Annotated in this window: 15 protein-coding genes, 1 tRNA gene and 2 pseudogenes; 6 read left to right on the top strand and 12 right to left on the bottom strand. The window is 70.0% G+C overall.

Going from position 1 to position 17,125, the window contains the following annotated elements:
- Positions 1 to 92 precede the first annotated feature (92 nt).
- The 6 genes and pseudogenes from ACMXN5_RS18750 to ACMXN5_RS18725 all read left to right on the top strand — a co-directional run.
- A complete protein-coding gene (locus ACMXN5_RS18750) occupies positions 93 to 803 on the top strand; it encodes a DUF4232 domain-containing protein (protein ID WP_439676227.1) in 711 nt (236 codons plus the stop codon).
- Between the two features lie 132 nt (positions 804 to 935).
- Positions 936 to 1,011 (top strand) — tRNA-Arg (locus ACMXN5_RS18745).
- A gap of 179 nt (positions 1,012 to 1,190) precedes the next feature.
- The gene (locus tag ACMXN5_RS18740; RefSeq protein WP_439678035.1) at positions 1,191 to 2,072 is read left to right on the top strand and encodes a helix-turn-helix domain-containing protein; all 882 of its coding nucleotides are present in this window, start codon (positions 1,191 to 1,193) and stop codon (positions 2,070 to 2,072) included.
- A gap of 10 nt (positions 2,073 to 2,082) precedes the next feature.
- Positions 2,083 to 3,053 (top strand): annotated as a pseudogene (locus ACMXN5_RS18735) (ISAzo13 family transposase); the annotation flags it as partial.
- A 1,047-nt stretch (positions 3,054 to 4,100) separates the two neighbouring features.
- On the top strand, positions 4,101 to 4,607 hold the full coding sequence (locus tag ACMXN5_RS18730) for an AbfB domain-containing protein (protein ID WP_439676226.1): 507 nt from the start codon (positions 4,101 to 4,103) through the stop codon (positions 4,605 to 4,607).
- Between the two features lie 1,208 nt (positions 4,608 to 5,815).
- Positions 5,816 to 5,914: pseudogene (locus ACMXN5_RS18725) on the top strand (IS481 family transposase); the annotation flags it as partial.
- 82 nt (positions 5,915 to 5,996) lie between these two features.
- Here ACMXN5_RS18725 and ACMXN5_RS18720 read toward each other — a convergent pair.
- The 12 genes from ACMXN5_RS18720 to ACMXN5_RS18665 form a co-directional block, all read right to left on the bottom strand.
- The gene (locus ACMXN5_RS18720) at positions 5,997 to 6,641 is read right to left on the bottom strand and encodes a LuxR C-terminal-related transcriptional regulator (protein WP_395799106.1); all 645 of its coding nucleotides are present in this window, start codon (positions 6,639 to 6,641) and stop codon (positions 5,997 to 5,999) included.
- Positions 6,593 to 7,924 (bottom strand): sensor histidine kinase, encoded by a 1,332-nt coding sequence (locus tag ACMXN5_RS18715; RefSeq protein WP_439676225.1) that lies wholly within the window; start codon positions 7,922 to 7,924, stop codon positions 6,593 to 6,595. Before ACMXN5_RS18715 ends, ACMXN5_RS18720 begins: the two co-directional genes overlap by 49 nt.
- Positions 7,925 to 8,059: 135 nt before the next feature.
- On the bottom strand, positions 8,060 to 8,536 hold the full coding sequence (locus ACMXN5_RS18710; RefSeq protein ID WP_380009127.1) for a MaoC family dehydratase: 477 nt from the start codon (positions 8,534 to 8,536) through the stop codon (positions 8,060 to 8,062).
- 144 nt (positions 8,537 to 8,680) lie between these two features.
- Entirely contained in the window at positions 8,681 to 9,712 is a 1,032-nt protein-coding gene (gene sbnB / locus ACMXN5_RS18705; RefSeq protein WP_439676224.1) for a 2,3-diaminopropionate biosynthesis protein SbnB, read from the bottom strand.
- A 74-nt stretch (positions 9,713 to 9,786) separates the two neighbouring features.
- Complete coding sequence (locus ACMXN5_RS18700; RefSeq protein ID WP_439676223.1) at positions 9,787 to 11,499, bottom strand: phytoene desaturase family protein; 1,713 nt, start codon at positions 11,497 to 11,499, stop codon at positions 9,787 to 9,789.
- The gene (gene fabG, locus ACMXN5_RS18695) at positions 11,499 to 12,227 is read right to left on the bottom strand and encodes a 3-oxoacyl-[acyl-carrier-protein] reductase (RefSeq protein ID WP_395799098.1); all 729 of its coding nucleotides are present in this window, start codon (positions 12,225 to 12,227) and stop codon (positions 11,499 to 11,501) included. The genes ACMXN5_RS18700 and fabG overlap by 1 nt, the downstream gene beginning before the upstream one ends.
- Positions 12,224 to 13,351 (bottom strand): beta-ketoacyl synthase N-terminal-like domain-containing protein, encoded by a 1,128-nt coding sequence (locus ACMXN5_RS18690; RefSeq protein ID WP_439676222.1) that lies wholly within the window; start codon positions 13,349 to 13,351, stop codon positions 12,224 to 12,226. Before ACMXN5_RS18690 ends, fabG begins: the two co-directional genes overlap by 4 nt.
- 8 nt (positions 13,352 to 13,359) lie before the next feature.
- The gene (locus ACMXN5_RS18685; RefSeq protein WP_395799094.1) at positions 13,360 to 14,622 is read right to left on the bottom strand and encodes a beta-ketoacyl-[acyl-carrier-protein] synthase family protein; all 1,263 of its coding nucleotides are present in this window, start codon (positions 14,620 to 14,622) and stop codon (positions 13,360 to 13,362) included.
- Between the two features lie 61 nt (positions 14,623 to 14,683).
- On the bottom strand, positions 14,684 to 14,932 hold the full coding sequence (locus tag ACMXN5_RS18680) for an acyl carrier protein (RefSeq protein ID WP_395799092.1): 249 nt from the start codon (positions 14,930 to 14,932) through the stop codon (positions 14,684 to 14,686).
- Positions 14,933 to 15,043: 111 nt separating this feature from the next.
- The gene (locus ACMXN5_RS18675; RefSeq protein WP_439676221.1) at positions 15,044 to 15,931 is read right to left on the bottom strand and encodes an ABC transporter permease; all 888 of its coding nucleotides are present in this window, start codon (positions 15,929 to 15,931) and stop codon (positions 15,044 to 15,046) included.
- Positions 15,928 to 16,905 (bottom strand): ATP-binding cassette domain-containing protein, encoded by a 978-nt coding sequence (locus tag ACMXN5_RS18670; RefSeq protein ID WP_439676220.1) that lies wholly within the window; start codon positions 16,903 to 16,905, stop codon positions 15,928 to 15,930. The genes ACMXN5_RS18675 and ACMXN5_RS18670 overlap by 4 nt, the downstream gene beginning before the upstream one ends.
- Positions 16,902 to 17,108, bottom strand: coding sequence for an MbtH family protein (locus tag ACMXN5_RS18665; RefSeq protein WP_439676219.1), 207 nt, complete (start codon positions 17,106 to 17,108; stop codon positions 16,902 to 16,904). The genes ACMXN5_RS18670 and ACMXN5_RS18665 overlap by 4 nt, the downstream gene beginning before the upstream one ends.
- Positions 17,109 to 17,125 lie beyond the last annotated feature (17 nt).

Genomic DNA, 17,125 nt, shown 5'->3' with positions numbered 1-17,125 from the left:
GGCCGCTGTCCGTAGCGGCTGGGACGAACCCTGTCACAGGCTCGTGATCGTTCAAGCAGCGCATCACCCGAACTCCCGAGGAGCCTGATCACATGTCCCGCGTCCGCACTTCCCGCACCCGTCTCGCCGGTGTCACGACGCTCGCGCTGGCCGCGCTCCTGCTGACCGCGTGCGACAACGACTCGGACAAGGACGCCAAGCCGGCCGCCGCCCCCGCCGTGACCACCACGCCCGGCGCCCCCGCGGCCGCCGCACCGACCGCCGCGCCGATCGCCACGACCCCCGCAGGCGCCCCCTCCTCCCGACCCGCCTCCTCGAACACCAAGCCGGGCTCAGCCTCCGGCCAGGACTCGGGCGGGCGTACCGATGCCGACAACGCCGTCACCTGCGAGGGCTCCAACACCAAGACCGTCGCGGCCCCGCTGAACCGCCCGATCAACCACGTGCTCCTGACCGTCACCAACACCGGCGGCAAGATGTGCTTCCTCTACGGCTACCCGGCCCTGCGCTTCGGCGACGCCCAGTCCGTACCCCCGGTCATCGACGAGTCCAAGCCGCAGGCGGTCGTCACGCTCAAGCCCGGCGAGTCCGGCTACGCCTCCGTCACCCTGTCCGCCGCGGACGGCAGCGGCGGCACCGGCCACACCGAGCAGTCCCTCACCGTCTACTTCCACGGCCCCTCCGGCAACCAAAACGTCGGCAGCGGCGCCACCCCGTCGTTGCCCGCCAAGGGCCTGTACATCGACGACTCCCTCAAGACCACCTACTGGCAGCAGTCCATGGACGACGCCACCAGCTGGTAGCCCGCCCCGGGAGCCGAGCCGGCACCGCCCGAAAACGCCCCGACGTCCACCCGACCCCGTCCGCTATCCTGTGCGCGGGATCCGATCCCGGGGACAGCAGGCCCATCACCCCCGGACCCGGTTCCCCGCCCCGCCTCCATAGCTCAGGGGATAGAGCACCGCTCTCCTAAAGCGGGTGTCGCAGGTTCAAATCCTGCTGGGGGCACCACCGGTCAGGTCGGGGAAACCCGGCCTGAACAGGTCGTTCACCGGCCGAGACGGCAGGTTTGCCAGCTCGCCGGGAGTCGCCCGGGGCGGTGTGCGTGCGCGATATCCCAATGCGGACCGTGTGCGTGGTCATATCCCTGGACAGCTATCCGGCGTAGTAAGGAGCTTGACACTCAGTGACTGGCAGCGTCAGAGCTGTCGACGTCACCACCCACCGACCGCGTCATCGCGGTCGTGCAACTGCTCCTCGACGCCGAGGACGGGGCGTCGCTGTCGGAGATCAGCGATGCCCTCGGCCTCAACCGGGCGACGTGCGCCGCCGTCCTCGGCGCGCTGGAGCACCACGGCTGGACCGAGCGCGGCCCGGACCGCTCCTACCGCGCAGGCGCAGGCCTGGTTCCCCTGGCCAACGCGATCCTGACGCGCGTGCCCGTCGTCGACGCGGCCCAGGAACTGCTTCGGCGACTGACCGACACCACGGGCCTGGCCACGTCGCTGAGCCGCGTCGCGGCGGACCACACCAGCGTGGTCGCCTCGTTCGGCCGCGCACGACCGGGGCACCCCGACCGGACCCACCTGCCGATCTTCCCGCCGTTCGGCGCCGCCGTGATGGCGTTCCGCACGCCGGCCGAGCGCCGGGACTGGCTGGCACACACCCCCGGAACAGCGGCCCGCGAACACCTGGACCGATTCCTGACGACGGTGCGCACCACGGGCGTGGGCGTCTGGCGGCTCGACGACGCCGTGGAGCAGGTCACCGAGGCGATCCGCGCCATGTCCGCGCGGACCGACCGAAGCGGCCTGCCCCAGATGTCGGACTTCCTGCTCCGGATCGGCCGCGGCTACCTCGCGAGCGAGCTGGCGGAAGCCACGACGCTGGCCGTCTCCTACATGGCAGCGCCGGTACTCGGCCACGACGGCCGACCGCAGTTCGAGGTAGAACTACACCTCCTGCGCCCCGACGCGTCCCAGGGCGAGGTGCGCCGGCTCACCGACGAACTGCGCGCGGTCGCCGACGAACTCACCCTCCGCTGTGGGGGCACACCACGGGCCGGCACCTGACGTGGGTTCCCGAGAGGGAGGCGGGACCGGCCGCGGGCGTCGGTGTCGTCGCCCGGTCCTGCCGGACTCGGGGCTGCGTCCGGCGCTGCCGGCCTTGGTCGAGCCGGATGTGCGGGGCGACCCGATGTCGCCGTTGCGGTGGACGACGAAGTCCACCCGGCACCTGGCCGGCGAACTCACCCGCCGAGGCCACCGGATATCCGCCGACACCGTCGCCGACGTGCTGCGCGAGGAAGGCTTCAGCTCTCAAGGCAACGCCAAGACTGTCGAAGGCCGGCAACACCCCGACCGCAACGGCCGGTTTCACTACATCAACGAGCAGGCCAAGGACCATATCGACGCCGGAACCCGGTGATCGGTGTCGATACGAAGAAGAAAGAAATCGGGGGGCCGTACAGGAACGGCGGCCGCGAATGGCAACCCACAGGCAACCCCGTGCAGGTCAGCACCCACGACTTCCCGGACGAAGAACTCGGAAAGACCGTGCCCTACGGCATCCACGATCCGGCCGCGAACACCGGCTGGGTCAACGTCGGCACCGACCACGACACCGCGGCCCTCGCCGTCGAATCCGTCCGACGCTGGTGGAAGGGCCGTGGCAAGGAGGACTACCCGCAGGCCGGACGACTGCTGATCACCGCCGACGCGGGCGGTTCCAACGGATACCGGACCCGCGCCTGGAAGGCCGAACTCGCCGCTCTGGCCTTGGAAACCGGCTTGGACATCACTGTCCGTCACTTTCCTCCGGGCACTTCGAAATGGAACCGGATCGAGCACCGGCTGTTCTCCCACATCACCATGAACTGGCGCGGCAGGCCGCTGACCAGCCACGAACTCATCGTGCCGGCCATCGCCGCGACCACCACCCGTACCGGACCGAAAGTCCATGCCGAACTCGGCAGCACCGCCTACGAGACGGGTATCCGTATCGGTGACGGGCAGATGGAAGCCCTACCCCTGACCCGCCACGACTGGCACGGGCGTCTGCCGGACGGTGACCGTGAACTTCGCGATGCCGCGGCCCGCGGGCGCGGAGACGACGCTCAGGTAGGCCGCTGGTGCCCGTGCGGCCGACCCTGCGACGGGTCCCGCGGTGCGCCTTGCGACGGACTCGCCGGCCCGTTGTCCGACCAACTCATGCTCTCCCCCGTCGTTGCCTTTGATGTTTGCGGACACGGTAGCCACAGCCTGCCTCCCCCTCCGCCGATTCCCGCAACCCGACGACCGCGCCTCCCCCGCACCACCACCGGCGCCGAGACTCCGTCCGGCGGGCGCCGCGCCCGGGTTGCGTGGTGGCGGGGCGGGTGCGGGGGTGTGGGCGGGCCATGCGCCGATCAACGCCGCCCGGCGGGGCGGGGGTTGCGCTCGGGTCGCCGCGTGCGGTCCGGGGTGGGATCGGATCGCCCGCGACGTCGGCCCGGCGGCAACGGGCGCTCTTTCGCGCGGACTTGCCCGGGTGTGGAGTCCCTCGAGGCGTTCCATGACGAAGGCGTCGAGGTTGGTGTCGAGGGTGCGGTTGATCGGTTCCATCGCGGGGTCCGGCGGGCGCTGCGCGAGGGGTTCGTGGTGGCGGTGTTCGGGTCTTCCGCACCCGCATCGTCTCGTCAACCCCCGCCGATTCCGGAGCGCCCACACCGGACTTCCAGGTGCTCGACCCGTCCCTGATGACCCTTCCGTGCCGAGCCCGATGGAGATCATCCCCCACGAAGATGCTTTGGCCCGGGATCGTCCGGCACGGTCCTCACGAATGGAAAACCGTTCGGAATTTCGCGAACACCTACTATGGACAGATTGTTTCGACCCCAATACAGTGCGCTCGGGGGCTGCTGGACGGGAAATGCAATAGGGGGCGGAAAACAGGTGGATGGCGACTTTCATGATCGTTGCCGTCCGACACTGTAGGCACGAGTAAAACGGAACGTATTCCGCCGGTCTCGCATCCGGCCCCCATCCGGTGCCGAAAGGCGACCGGGTGCACGGAACCCGAACCATGTCGCGACACGCCCGGACGGAAGGAAACAGACCATCATGTCGTTGTCCGCAAGCGACCTCGCAAAGGCAGAAGGAACACCGATCACAGTCCGCTCGACGTTCTTCCAGAACATCTACCTGCGCATGGACGGCACCGGGGTGACCACTTCCACGGACAACGGAGGCGGGAAGGTCAACTGCCAGTACGGCACCGGAACGTGGACGACGTACAAGGTCCACGCGCAGAGCGACGGCACCTACTCCTTCGAGTCCGCGGCCTTCCCGAACGTGTTCCTGCGCCTGGACGGCACCGGGGTCCCCGCCACCATGGCCGGAGGCGGGAAGGTCAACTGTCAGTTCGGTGCCGGCCCCTATGAGAAGTTCAAGGCCCGTGCCCAGGCCGACGGTTCGTTCTCGTTGGAGTCGGCAGCTTTCCCGGGCATCTACCTGCGCTTGGTGACCGACAGTGGAGTCACCTCCGCGACCGGGCCGGGCGGAACGGTCAACGCCCAGATCAACGCCAACGGCGGCGATCACGAGAAATTCTTCCTCGACCTGGCCTAGCCGCCGGCTCGACCGGGCAATTCCACGTCCGATTCTCCCGGGATGTATGTGACGTCGGAAATATCGCTGGGTGGATTTCGTGGGCAGTCGCTTTCCGACGACCCTGCCGAGTCCGCTGAGCGGTTCACGGCGGCATCCGGACATCGCCTGTGCCTTTTTCTCGAAGGTTCCATCCGAGCGTTCGGTCGCACCCGAAAACGACGACCTGGGTAAAGTGGTCGAGGGCGAATTTGCAGGCCCTTCAGGGGAAGTAATCCGTCCGGCAGGATCGCACACGGATCACCGGTCTCGGCCGTCGGAAAAGAGGCGGGCGGTTCACAGCCCCGCAAGTCGCACGCCGGCCACTCGTCGGCCCGTACCCTCACCTCCTGGGCGACGCTCGCCACCGCAGATACGGGGGACTGCTCCCCCGTCCTCAGGGAACCGTGCAATCGACTTCGAAGAACTTCGACAACAAGGCGAAGCCCGGTCGGTTCGCCCCGGTCTTGGTCCGAAGTCGCACAACCGCGTCCTGAAGAAGAGACCTCGATCGGGTCCTCGGACTCCCAGGTCTGCCGCACCTGTGCTCCCGTCGGGCCCCCGCCGGAACCATCGGCGGGGCCCGACGATGCACGGCCTTCGCCGACCCCGCATGATTCATCAGGCCCGGCACCGACACCACCGCCCATCTGATCGCTCGTTGACGAACGGCCTTTGCCGACACTGCGGATCAGTGTCGTACCTCTGACCCGAACACCCGGGCCGACGGCCAGTCGGGTGCCGGCTCGCCCGGCCAAGGCGAGCAGGATGCGCTCCAGCACGGTTCGCAGCGCGCCGCTGCGGCGGCCGTACCGCGGGTCGGCCCCGCGACCTGCCCGACCAACGTCCGTCGGGCGCAAGCGGCGGCATCGCACACGAACCGGCGTACGCGCAGCCGTACTTCGACCACCCGACCCACCACCGTCGTGTGTACCAACGGCGCACGCAGCGGTCGTGCACCCGCACCGACCGGCGAGCACGGCCCGGACACGCGGCGCTCGGGACACTTGATTCGGCCCGGACCCGGACCCGGCGGGCGGCGATCTCGACACTGTCGACACGGCCCCCGGCTACCCCCCGGGCACAACAGTGCAGCGTTCGCGCCATGAAGTCCGCCCCCGGTCGGTCGGGCCCGGCGACCAGGGCTTCGTAGCTCACGCCCAGATCCGCCAGGACCAGTCCGTTCCGGCCCGGCCTGGTTGCACTCCTTCGATCACCACTGCGGACACACCGCACTCAAGGGCCGCCCACCCGCAAGCCGCGTCACCAACCTCACGGGTGAATACACACTGTCGCAGGTTCAAATCCTGCTGGGGGCACACAGCCCGTCCAGGCGAGAAACCCCGGCCCCGGCCGGGGTTTCGGTGCGGGTCACTGGTCCAGGTATGCGAGGACCGCCAGTACGCGGCGGTTGTCGCCGTCGGCCGGTAGTAGGCCCAGCTTGGTGAAGATGCTGCTTATGTGCTTGGCGACGGCCTTCTCCGAGATGAAGAGGGACTGGGCGATGCCCGCGTTGGAGCGGCCCTGGGCCACCCACACCAGGACCTCGCGTTCGCGACCGGACAGGGTGCTCATGTTCTCGTCGCGCTCCTTGCGCACCAGGAGCTGGGAGATCACGTCGGGGTCCATCACGGTGCCGCCCTCGGCCACCCGTCGGATGGAGTCCAGGAACTGCGCTCCGTTGGTGACCCGGCCCTTGAGGATGTAGCCGATCCCGTTGCCGCCGCTGCTCAGCAACTCGCGCGCGTACAGCGGCTCGACGTACTGGGAGAGAAGCAGCACGGGCAGGTCGGGCATCTCGCGCCGGGCGGCGAGGACCGCGCGCAGGCCCTCGTCGGTGAAGTTCGGCGGCAGCCGGACGTCGACGATCGCGACGTCCGGTCGTTCCTCGGTGAGCGACTCCAGCAGGTCCGCTCCGTTTTCCACCGCGGCCACGATCTCGTGGCCGTGTGCCTCCAGGAGGCGGATCAGTCCGTCCCTAAGGAGGAAGTGGTCTTCGGCGAGGACAATTCGCACGGAAGCTCCATCGTCACCATCGTCGGGCCGTTGACGGGGCTGTTCACGGCCAGTACACCGTCGAAAGTGGCAAGTCGTCGCTCGACGCCCTGCAGACCGGTGCCACGGGCGGCGTCCGCGCCGCCGTGTCCGGTGTCGGTGATGGTGACGCGCAGCATTCCGTGATCGTAACGGACGTCGATCCAGGCCCGGTCCGCGTTCGAGTGCTTGGCGACGTTGGTGAGGATCTCCGAGATCGCGAAGTACGCGGCCGACTCGATCGGCATCTCGGGGCGGCCCGGCAGATCGACGGTGACCTCGGTGGGAACCGGGCAGACCATGGCCAACGACCGCACCGCGTCGACGAGTCCGCGGTCGGCGAGCACCGGCGGGTGGATGCCGCGGACCAGGTTGCGCAGTTCCTGCAACGCCTTGGCCGAGGACTGGCGTGCCTCGATCAGCAGTGCGCGCACGGCCTCGGGGTTGGTCTCCAGGAGGCGTTCCGCGGCGTCCAGGTTCATGCCCATCGCCACCAGGCGTGCCTGGGCACCGTCGTGCAGGTCGCGCTCGATCCGGCGGATCTCGGCCATCTGTGTGTCCGCCGCGTCCGAGCGGGTCGTGGCCAGGTGCTCGATGCGGCCGGCCATCATCTCGTTCTCGCTCGGGGCGAGCATCGCGTAGGTGTACAGGGCGTGCTTGTGGACGGCGCGGGGCGCCAGCCACAGGGCCAGCGGCAGGTGCAGGACGCCGAGGATGCCCGCGAGCACCGCGGTGGCCGATCCCCCGACCGGGATGAAGTAGTACCACAGGCCGTCCCACTCCTCGGAGAGCGAGACGCCGAAGAAGGCTAGGAAGATGCCCCACGCGCTGCCGAGGAGCAGGGCGATCGGGAAGAAGGCCAGGAAGGCGCCGGCGACTGGGTCGGAGAGCACCCAGACGAACTCCCGCCGCAGCTGCGGGTCGTTCATGATCCAGCGGTAGCGGGCGACGACTCCCGAGGCGCCCGCGGGCACCGGCGGCTGCCGGCCGGCCGGGGTCGGGATCCGCACGCCGGACCAGCGCGCGGCCAGCACGCGTTGGCGGTTGCTCAGCCCGCGTACGCCCTCCATGGCACGCGGCACCATGCCGAGGCCCGGACCCACCAGGGTGATCGCGGAGGAGACGGCAAGGGAGCGGCCGAGGGCCGCGATCGACATCCAGCACAGAACCAACGCCCGTCGCAGACCGACGAACCCGGCGGGGACGGAGAACCCTTTGATCTCGCCCGACGACGGGATTTCCCGGGGCTGCGTCGTGCCGTCCATGTATTCACTCCTCTTGCCATTCGCAGTGTCCCGGCCACAGTGGCCGTGTCGCTATTGTGGCGGAGGTCGGGCACCGAAATCGGTAGTATTTACTCCCCTCTTGGACGGCGGAGGGGGGTGTTTCCCCTACCTCCGTCAGGGCGCGGCCAGAGGTGTTCCGGGGGCGACGAAGAGCGACAGGGTGTCCGCCACGCAGGCCGCCTGCTGCCGGCCCTCGACCTCCACCGTCATGCGCACCGCGGTCAGGTGACCCGAGGGCGTTTCGCGGACATTGGTGAGTCTGGCGCCGCCGCGGACCCGGGCCCCGACCGGCACGGGGCGGGGGAAACGCACCTTGTCCAGGCCGAAGTTGACGCCCAGCTCCACCTTTTCGATCGCGAAGATCGCCCGCATCATCGCGGGCAGCAGCGCGAGCGTCATATAGCCGTGGACGATGGTCCCGCCGAACGGTCCGGTCGCCGCCCGCTCGGGGTCCACGTGAATCCACTGGAGGTCGCCGGTCGCACCGGCGAATTGGTCGACGCTTCCCTGGGTGACTTCGAGCCATTCGCTGTAGCCGAGGTGTTCGCCGGCCGCGCCGGCGAATTCCTCAAGGCTGGAAAAGGATCTCATGCGGCAGATTCTGTGTGGGCGTCGAGGACGCGGCAAGGTGCTCCGGGGCCGGTTGTTCGTTCGGTCAGCGCGCCGTCAGCCGGCTGTCAGCGGTCGCCGGGAATCACCCCGTCGCGGCGCGCGCACAGCCGGCCCGGCACGGTGTCAGCCGTAGCGCTTGAGCTCGTGGAAGAAGTCCGGAACGGTGTGCAGTCCGTCCGTCTCGCGCACGCGGTTGTACACGTACTTCGCGACGGCCATGTCGAGGACACCCAGGCCGAACGGCGAGAAGACCACCGGCCGGTCGGCCGGCGGGGTGATCGCCCCGGTGAGCACGTCGTACAGGGTGCCGGCGACGAACTCCCGGTTGCCAACCAGCTGTTCGGCCAGATGCGGCGAGGTGTTCGCCTTCATGCAGTGCTCGATGTCGTCGACGATGTTCCACGAGTCCAGGACGATCTCGGGGGACAGGTCCCGCAGCGAGACGTGCAGTACCAGCGGGTTGTGCGCGAACCATCGCGGGTCGCTCACATGCGGCTCACCCGCGACGGTGGCGAAGACCACCAGATCGCTGGAGCGGATCAGGTCCTCGGCCTTGTCGTGGATGGTGATCCCGCGGTCCTCGCCCTCGGCCCGGCGCAGGTAGCCCGCGAAGCCCTCGGCGTACTCGGCCGACACGTCGTGCACGCCGATCGACTCGAAGGCGAAGCCGCTGCCCGCGAGGTACCGGTGTACATAGCGGGCGATCAGGCCGACCCCGAAGAAGCCCACCCGCGTGGGGCGTTGCCCCCGCGCCGCGCCGAGCCGCGCCGCCGCGAGGGCCGCGGACGCGGCGGTGCGCGCCGCGCTGATGATGGAGCTCTCCAGGCACGCGAACGGGTAGCCGGTCTCGGCGTCGTTGAGGATGAGCACGGCCGAGGCGCGCGGGATGCCGGCTGCCACGTTCTCCGGGAAGCTGGAGATCCACTTGATGCCGTGCACCTCCACGTCGCCCTTGATCGACGCGGGCAGCGCGATGATCCGCGACGACGGACGATCGGGGAAGCGCAGGAAGTACGAGTCGGGGTTGACCGTCTGCCCCTCGCCGTGCAGCCGGTAGGCGGCCTCGATCGTCGCGACGACCTCTTCCTCACGCCCGCTGAGGACTCGGTCCACCTGGGCGCCGGAGACCACGGCGAAGGAAGGTACCTGATTCATGGGAACACTGCTCCTGGTGGGACGAAAGGACCCGGTCGGGATGGGAAGGTGATCGGTCGCGGGCGGGCCGACCCTCAGCCGATGCGGGCCAGGCCCTTCGCGCCCCGCCGCGCCTGTCCGCGCGAGACGACCAGCGGGTCCCAGTCCGGCGCCCGTTCGGGCAGTCTGGAGGCGTCGCCGAGCACCGCGCCGGTGTACGCCTCGGCAAACAGCCCGCGGCCGAGGATGCGCGAGGCGGCGGCGATTCCGCAGGTCGCCACACCGCCGATACCGCTGCCGTAGCGGACGTTCTGGCCGACCACGTACAAACCCTCGACCTCGGTCCGCACGTCGGGCCGCCGGGCCGTGCCGCCCCAGGTGGCCATGCCGTACGGGGTGCCGCCGCCGGCTCGGATGTAGCGCTCGTTGGTCAGCGGAGTCGCCGTCTCCACGTGTGTGATGCGGCTGCGGAACGGGCCGAGGATCTTCTCGGCGGTGTCCAGCATCGCCTCGGTCAACTCCCGCTTGCGGGCGAGGTAGATGGGGTTGCGGCGGTACGGCTCGCCGTCCACCGGTCCGCCCGGCACGCCCCAGAAGTCGTAACCGAACGGGCAGTTCATCATGAGCTGGAAGTTGCTGTGGCCGGGCGGGCATACGGTGTGCGCCCCCGGGTCCCTGAGGGAGGCGAAGAACAGGGCGAGTTGCGACACCGTGTCCATCGTCTTGTCGCGCGCGTACCGCTCCAGCATCGCCGCGTGCGCGCCCTCCATGTCGTCGCTGCCGTGCCACCAGATGTTGGCGTTGGGCAGCGCGGGCAACTCGGTGTCCAGCGCGACGTACACCGAGACGATGGCATTGCGCATGGTCGCCTCGCGGGTCCGTGCCACGACGCCGGCGGGGAAGGCCGCCTCGCCGCCGCACAGGTCGAGGACGGTGCGCCGGTAGTCCGCGTTGGAGATGATCAGCGGCGCCGAAACGCGCTGCCCGTCGGTGAGTTCGACGCCGGTGGCGCGCCCGTTCTCGATCAGGATGCGGCGTGCCTCGCACCGGGTGCGCAGCTCGCCGCCGTACGCCTCGAGCGCCTCGACGAACGCGGCCACCAGGGCCTGTCCGCCGCCCTCGGGGTAGTACGCGCCGCGCAGGTAGTGGTCGGTGATGTTGACGTGCTCGGCGAAGCCGACCCCGTCGGGCATCGAGCCGTAGTTGCCGGCCTGGGCCGCGATCAGGGTTCGCCCCTTGGCGGACAGGCCGCAGTGGTCCAGGGCCTCGCCCAGCGTACGGCGCGTCCAGCGCATCGCCTCCGGGAACCTGCGGCACAACTGTGCCATCGAATCACCGGTCAGACTGGCCCGGTTCACGGCGGCCAGCGACGTGGCGAGGTCGATGAAGCGGTCGACGCGGTCGGCCTCCTCGGGCAGTGCCTGCCTGAGCCGGTCGGCGTAGGCGTCCCACCCGGCCGGCACGTCCAGGGTCGCGGTGGGCGTCATGACCCGGTCGAAGCCGTGCTCGTTGTCCATGGGCAAAAAGCGCACCCGGTCGCGGACGCCGAGCCCGGACAGGATCGTGGGGATGAGCCCGTCGGGCCCACAGTCGCCGAGGTAGTGCATGCCGACGTCGAACTCGTACTTGCGCCGCCTGCGGAAGGCGTGCGCGTTGCCGCCCGCCACGTCGTGCTGTTCGAGGACGAGCACGCGGCGCCCGTCGGCGGCCAGATAGCCAGCGGTGACCAGGCCGCCGATGCCGCTGCCGACGACGATCACGTCGTAGCTGTCCCGAAGGCCCCCGGCCCCCTGCGTTCCGGTCCCCATCAGAAGGTGCCACCACCGTGGATCTCGAAGACCGACCCCGTGATGTACGAGGCCCGGTCCGAGACCAGGAAGGACACCAGGTCCGCCACCTCCTCGGGGCGGCCGGCGCGGCCGAGCGCCACGTTCTTCAGCATCCGCTCCACCGCGGCCTCGGACATGTCGTCGACCATGTCGGTCGCGATCAGGCCCGGGGCGACCACGTTGGCGCGCACACCGCGTGGCCCGCACTCCTTGGCGAGGGACTTGGTGAAGCCGATGATCCCGGCCTTGGAGGCGGCGTAGTTGGCCTGCCCGATGTTTCCGTGGATCCCGGAGACCGAGGACAGGTTGACGATCGCGCCGTTCCTGCGCTTGCTCATGGAGAACGCGGCGGCGCGGCACACGTGGTAGACGCCGTCCAGATTGGTCCGCAGGACCTGGCCCCAGTCCTCCTCGGGCATCAGGATCACCGGCCGGTCCCGGGTGATGCCCGCCGAGGTGACGGCGACGTCGACGGGGCCGAGTTCGCGCTCGGTCCGCGCGTACCAGTCGCGCACGTCCGCCGCGTCGGACACGTCGCAGCGAGCGGCGCTGATACGCGTGCCGAACTCGGCTGCCTGCTTGGCGAGTTCCTCGGCGGCCTCGTCGTTCGAGCGGTAGCAGAACGCCACGTCGTACCCGTCCCGGGCCAGGCGCAGCACGATGGCCTTGCCGATGCCCCGGGACCCGCCGCTGACCAGCGCGATCATGCGTGCTCCCCCAGCAGTCGCAGGACGGCACAGGCCACCGCGCCGTCCCGGTCGACGGCGGACACCAGCGCGATCCGGCCGGACGAGGTCGGGTCGGCCTCGGCCACCCCGAGCACCGCCTGGATCTGGAAGGAGGCGGAGGCCGCGCTGGTGTCGCCGAGCAGCTCCATGGACGGCACCCGGGACAGCGCGTCGGCGGGCAGCAGCGCCGCCAGCGCCTCCGACTCGGCCCGGCCGGCGGCGGTGGGGGCGGCGCACGGGACGGCCGCCCACACCTCGTCGGGGGTGACGCCCGCGCGGTTCAGGGCGCGGCGCACGCAGCCGGTGACGGCGGCCTGCGGGTCGTCGTCGATGTCGATGCCGCTCTCGATGCTCAACACCGCGGCCAGCGCGGGGCGTTCGGCGGCGCCGGCGTGCTCGACCAGGAAGAGCCCGCAGCCCTCGCCGAGCAGCGGCGAGGGGTCGCCGGCCGCGAGGGCGGTGTACTCGAACCAGGCGTGGATGGCGGAGAACTCCTCGGCCGAACCCACCAGGTACTTCGTCGCACGGCCCTGGCTCATCAGCCGCCGCGCGTAGTTGAGGGCGAGCAGCCCGCTGACCCGGCCGCCCGCGACCGTCGTATTGGGGCCCTTGAGGTCGTGCCGGATCGCGCAGGCTCCCGCGGCGTGGTTGAGGCTGCCGAAGGGGATGCGGCCCGCGTCGACGTGGAAGGGCAGCGCGTTCGTATAGGACTGACGCAGGAGGTCCGTCATGTTCTCCAGGCTGCCCATGGAGATGCCGAGAACCACACCGGTGGCCTCGTCGGTCCGCACCACCTTGTTGCCTTCGGCGTCCAGGAGCAGCCCGTCGGAGGCGACCAGGGCCAGCGCGGTGAGCCGGTCCATCTTGGCCGTGCCCTTCGGGCCGAGCAGGCCCGGGATGTCGAAGTCCGGGACCGTGCAGACGTTGGGCGACGGCAGCGTGCCGAGCGCCGCGTCCGCCTTCACGGCCGTCTTCGCGCCGCCGCGCACGCCCGCGGCGAAGGCTTGGCGGGTCACGCCGTGCGGGGATACGGCCGACCACCCGGTGATGACGAGCGTCTCCGGCGGCAGCGAGGCCGCCGGGGTGACTGCTGCGGTACTCATGGTGGGACTCACTCTCCGTACGTCCCCAGAATCAGGATGGCGTTGTTGCCGGCGAAGGCGCTGGAGTTGTTCTGCACGAGCCGCACGTCCGCGTCGAGGGCGTGGTTGGGCACCACGTCGAGCGGGCAGGCCGGGTCCGTCTCCCGATGGTGGATGGTCGGCGGAATGAACCCGTGCTCGATGGCGAGGCTGCAGGCGATGGCGCCGAGGGCGCTCGCCGCTCCCATCGCGTGGCCGAGCATCGACTTCAGGGCCACGGTGCGCGGCGGCGCGTCGCCGTAGACGTCGAGGATGGCGGCCGACTCCGTGCGGTCGTTGGCCTTGGTGCCGGTGCCGTGCGCGGAGATGAAGTCGATCTCCTCCTTCTTGACCCCGGCGTCGTCCAGGGCGAGGCGAATGCCGCGCGCGATGCCGACGCGGTCCGGGGCGGTGGCGTGATTGGCGTCGCAGCTGAGGCCGTAGCCGAGCACCTCGGCGTAGATGTGCGCGCCGCGCGCCAGCGCCGACTCCAGGCTCTCCAGGACGAGGATGCCCGCACCCTCGCTGGTGAGGATGCCCTGCCGGTTCTTGTCGAAGGGCCGTACCACGTCCGGGGTGAGCGCGCCGAACCGCTTGAAGGTGAGGTACGCCTTGCGGCACACCGCGTCGGCCCCACCGCACAGCGCGATGTCGACCTCGCCGGAGCGGATCGCGTCCAGGCCGTAGCCGATCGAGTAGTTGCCCGCCGCGCAGGCCGTCGTGATGGTGGTGGCCTCCACGTTCGGTATGCGCAGCTCGCGGGCGATCACGGTGCTCAGCCGGCCCGCGTTGATGCGGCGGGACAGGACCGGGTCCATGGCCTCCGGGTCCCCGGCGGCCAGTTCCTGCTCGACGAGCACGCCGATGTCGTGCGACTCGCCGTCGGTGGTGCCGATGCTGATGAGCGCCTGCCGCTCACGCAGGTCGGCCTCGCCGAGTCCGGCGTCCTCCACCGCCATCCGGGCGGCGGCGACGGCGAACTGCCCGGCGCGGCCCATGTCGTCGAGGGGTACGTTGCGGATCCAGCGCTCCGGTTCGAACTCGGAGACCTCGCATGCGGTGTTGTGGCCGAACCCCGCGGTGTCGAAGCGGGTGATCGGCCCCGCGCCGGAGCGGCCGGCCCGCAGCGCCGCGGTGAACTCCTCGACACCCGTGCCGATGCTGGAGATCGCGCCGAGGCCGGTGAGGACGGCCCGGCGGCGATTCGCCGGTGCGCGGGCGGGGGGCGCCGGTGGTGGCTGTGCGGTGGACATCGGACTCCTTAAGCAGTGGGGTGCCTGTGGATGGGGGGTCCGGGACGGGAACCCCCGCTGCTCACCAACCGGCGGCGGCGGCGGTCACCTGGTACGTGGTCTCCACGTTCACCATCTTCGGGAGCTCGTCCATGTCGATGACGATGGAGTACTCCATCTCCAGGGCGCTGAGCACGTCGATGAGTTTCAGGGAGTCGGCGCCCAGTTCGTCGATGAACAGCGTGTCGTCCGCGAACTCGGTGTGTACATCGATGTTCTCGGCGATGATTTCCCTGATGCGGGTAAGGCGCTCGGGCACAACCGTGGTCATGTTTTTTTCTCCGTTTCCCAGGTTCTCGAATTTGCCTTACGGCAAAAATTAGTCAGCCTCGATGACGGGCCGATGACATTCAACTGACCGCTCACTGACGGCGGTTGCCGGTCACCTTCCGACGGCCTTTTCGAAGCCCCGTACGCTGCCGGCGACCGCGATGACCAGGATCGTCGTCAGGGTGATGGTGGCGACCACGCCCGGGTGGTCGGCGGCGAACCCGCTGCCCGCCGCGCCCGACGGGTCGTTGCCCCACAGCCTGCGGCAGGTGGTGATGACGGCGGTGACCGGGTTCCATTGGGCCACCGGGCGCAGCCATTCCGGCAGGCCGTTCACGCCGACATACGCATTGGAAAGAAAGCTGAAGACGACGAGCACGAGTGCGCCCGTGCCGTCGATGGCCTCGACATTCTTCTGGGTGGTGCCGAGGAGAATTCCGAGCCACAGCATGGTGTAGATGAAGGCGAGCAGCACGGCGAATCCGGCGGCGGTGCGCAGCACGCCCTCGTGCGGCCGCCAGCCGACGGCCAGGCCGACCAGGGACACCGCCGTCAGGCTGACCGCGCCGACGCACAGGTCGGCCAGGGTGCGGCCGATGAGCACCGAACTCGGTGCGATCGGCAACGAGCGGAATCGGTCCACCAGGCCGTGGCGCAGATCGAGGGCGACACCGATGGCCGTGGGGCCGACGCCGGACAGGCCGACCTGGACGGCGATGCCCGCCAGGATGAAGTCCTCGTACGGGACTCCGCCGGGGACGTTCATCGACTTGCGAAAGAGGTAGCCGACGGCGACGAGCATCACCAGCGGCGTCATCGTCACGAGCACGAGTCGGCCGGGCGAGCGGCGCAGGTGGATCAGATGGCGTCCGGCCAGGGCGAGGGTGTCGCCGAGGTAGCCGAGCAGCGCGCCCCTGGACTCCGCGGATCGCGGCACCGGGGACGAGGCCGCGGGGACAGCCGTCGGCGGCGACACCACGGCGTCGGTCGTCGATGTCATCGCCGGCTCTCCTTCTTTTGTCCCGTGCCCGTGAGCTGGAAGAACACGTCGTCGAGCGTGGGCTTGCACACCTCGAAGTCGACGGTTTCCACGCCCTTTTCGCGCAGGGCGACGGCGGCGCGCGCCACCTCGTCCAGGCCGCCCCGGTCGAGGTGCACCGATACCCGCAAAGTGGCCGGGTCGGCGACCGGTTCCTGGGCGCTGCCGAGCGTGGCGAGCGCGGCGACCGCGTCGGCCAGGCTCTCCGGGCGGGCCACGGTCACCTCCAGGCGTTCGCTGCCGACCATGCGCTTGAGCGCCGCGGGGGTGTCCTCGGCGATGACGCGGCCCGCGTCGATGACGGCGATGCGATCGGCGAGCGCGTCCGCCTCCTCCAGGTACTGGGTGGTGAGCAGGATGGTCACGCCATTGGCGACCAGGTCGCGCACCACGTCCCACAGGACGCTTCGGCTGGTGGGGTCCAGGCCCGTGCTGGGCTCGTCGAGGAACAACACCTGCGGATCGCCGATGACACAGGTCGCCAGGTCGAGCCGGCGGCGCATGCCGCCCGAGTAGGTGCCCACGGTGCGGTCGGCGGCATCCGTCAGCTCGAACCGCTCCAGCAGCTCGGCCGCGCGCAGGGCCGCGCCGCGTCGCCCGTAGCGCAGCAGCTTGGCCAGCAGGACCATGTTCTCGCGCCCGGTGAGCAGTTCGTCGACGGCCGCGTACTGTCCGGCGAGGCCGATGCGCCGCCGGACCTCCTTGCCCTCGCGCACCACGTCGTGCCCGGCGACGACGGCGCGGCCGGCGGACGGCTCGACCAGGGTGGCGAGGATGCGGACGGTGGTCGTCTTGCCGGCGCCGTTGGGGCCGAGTACGCCCAGGACGGTGCCGGCCGGCACCGCCAGATCGACGCGGTGCAGTGCCGTGTGGCCGCGGTACTGCTTCTGCAGCCCTTCGGCGAGGATGGCCGGATCGGACGAGGCCACGGTCATCCCGCCCGACGCTGCAGGCTGAGCGGACGCATGTCCGTCCAGTCGCGCTCGATGTGGGCCACGGCCGTGGCGCGGTCGGTCTCTGCGAGCACCACCCGCCAGCCGTCGGGCACGGCGGCGAAGGACGGCCACAGGGAGTACTGCCCCTCGTCGTTGACGAGGACGAGGAACCGGCCGTCTTCGCGGTCAAAGGGGTTGGCCATGGATGTTCTCCAGATCT

Origin of the sequence: Embleya australiensis (assembly GCF_051903075.1) — a bacterium.
GTDB lineage: Bacteria > Actinomycetota > Actinomycetes > Streptomycetales > Streptomycetaceae > Embleya.
Note: the sequence above shows the minus strand (reverse complement) of the source record. Positions and strands in the feature narration are given on the sequence as shown.

Coding starts and splice junctions, on each gene's coding strand:
- ACMXN5_RS18750 (WP_439676227.1), top strand. CDS start 93: ATGTCCCGCGTCCGCACTTCCCGCACCCGTCTCGCCGGTGTCACGACG.
- ACMXN5_RS18730 (WP_439676226.1), top strand. CDS start 4,101: ATGTCGTTGTCCGCAAGCGACCTCGCAAAGGCAGAAGGAACACCGATC.
- ACMXN5_RS18715 (WP_439676225.1), bottom strand. CDS start 7,924: ATGGACGGCACGACGCAGCCCCGGGAAATCCCGTCGTCGGGCGAGATC.
- ACMXN5_RS18710 (WP_380009127.1), bottom strand. CDS start 8,536: ATGAGATCCTTTTCCAGCCTTGAGGAATTCGCCGGCGCGGCCGGCGAA.
- sbnB (WP_439676224.1), bottom strand. CDS start 9,712: ATGAATCAGGTACCTTCCTTCGCCGTGGTCTCCGGCGCCCAGGTGGAC.
- ACMXN5_RS18700 (WP_439676223.1), bottom strand. CDS start 11,499: ATGGGGACCGGAACGCAGGGGGCCGGGGGCCTTCGGGACAGCTACGAC.
- fabG (WP_395799098.1), bottom strand. CDS start 12,227: ATGATCGCGCTGGTCAGCGGCGGGTCCCGGGGCATCGGCAAGGCCATC.
- ACMXN5_RS18690 (WP_439676222.1), bottom strand. CDS start 13,351: ATGAGTACCGCAGCAGTCACCCCGGCGGCCTCGCTGCCGCCGGAGACG.
- ACMXN5_RS18685 (WP_395799094.1), bottom strand. CDS start 14,622: ATGTCCACCGCACAGCCACCACCGGCGCCCCCCGCCCGCGCACCGGCG.
- ACMXN5_RS18680 (WP_395799092.1), bottom strand. CDS start 14,932: ATGACCACGGTTGTGCCCGAGCGCCTTACCCGCATCAGGGAAATCATC.
- ACMXN5_RS18675 (WP_439676221.1), bottom strand. CDS start 15,931: ATGACATCGACGACCGACGCCGTGGTGTCGCCGCCGACGGCTGTCCCC.
- ACMXN5_RS18670 (WP_439676220.1), bottom strand. CDS start 16,905: ATGACCGTGGCCTCGTCCGATCCGGCCATCCTCGCCGAAGGGCTGCAG.
- ACMXN5_RS18665 (WP_439676219.1), bottom strand. CDS start 17,108: ATGGCCAACCCCTTTGACCGCGAAGACGGCCGGTTCCTCGTCCTCGTC.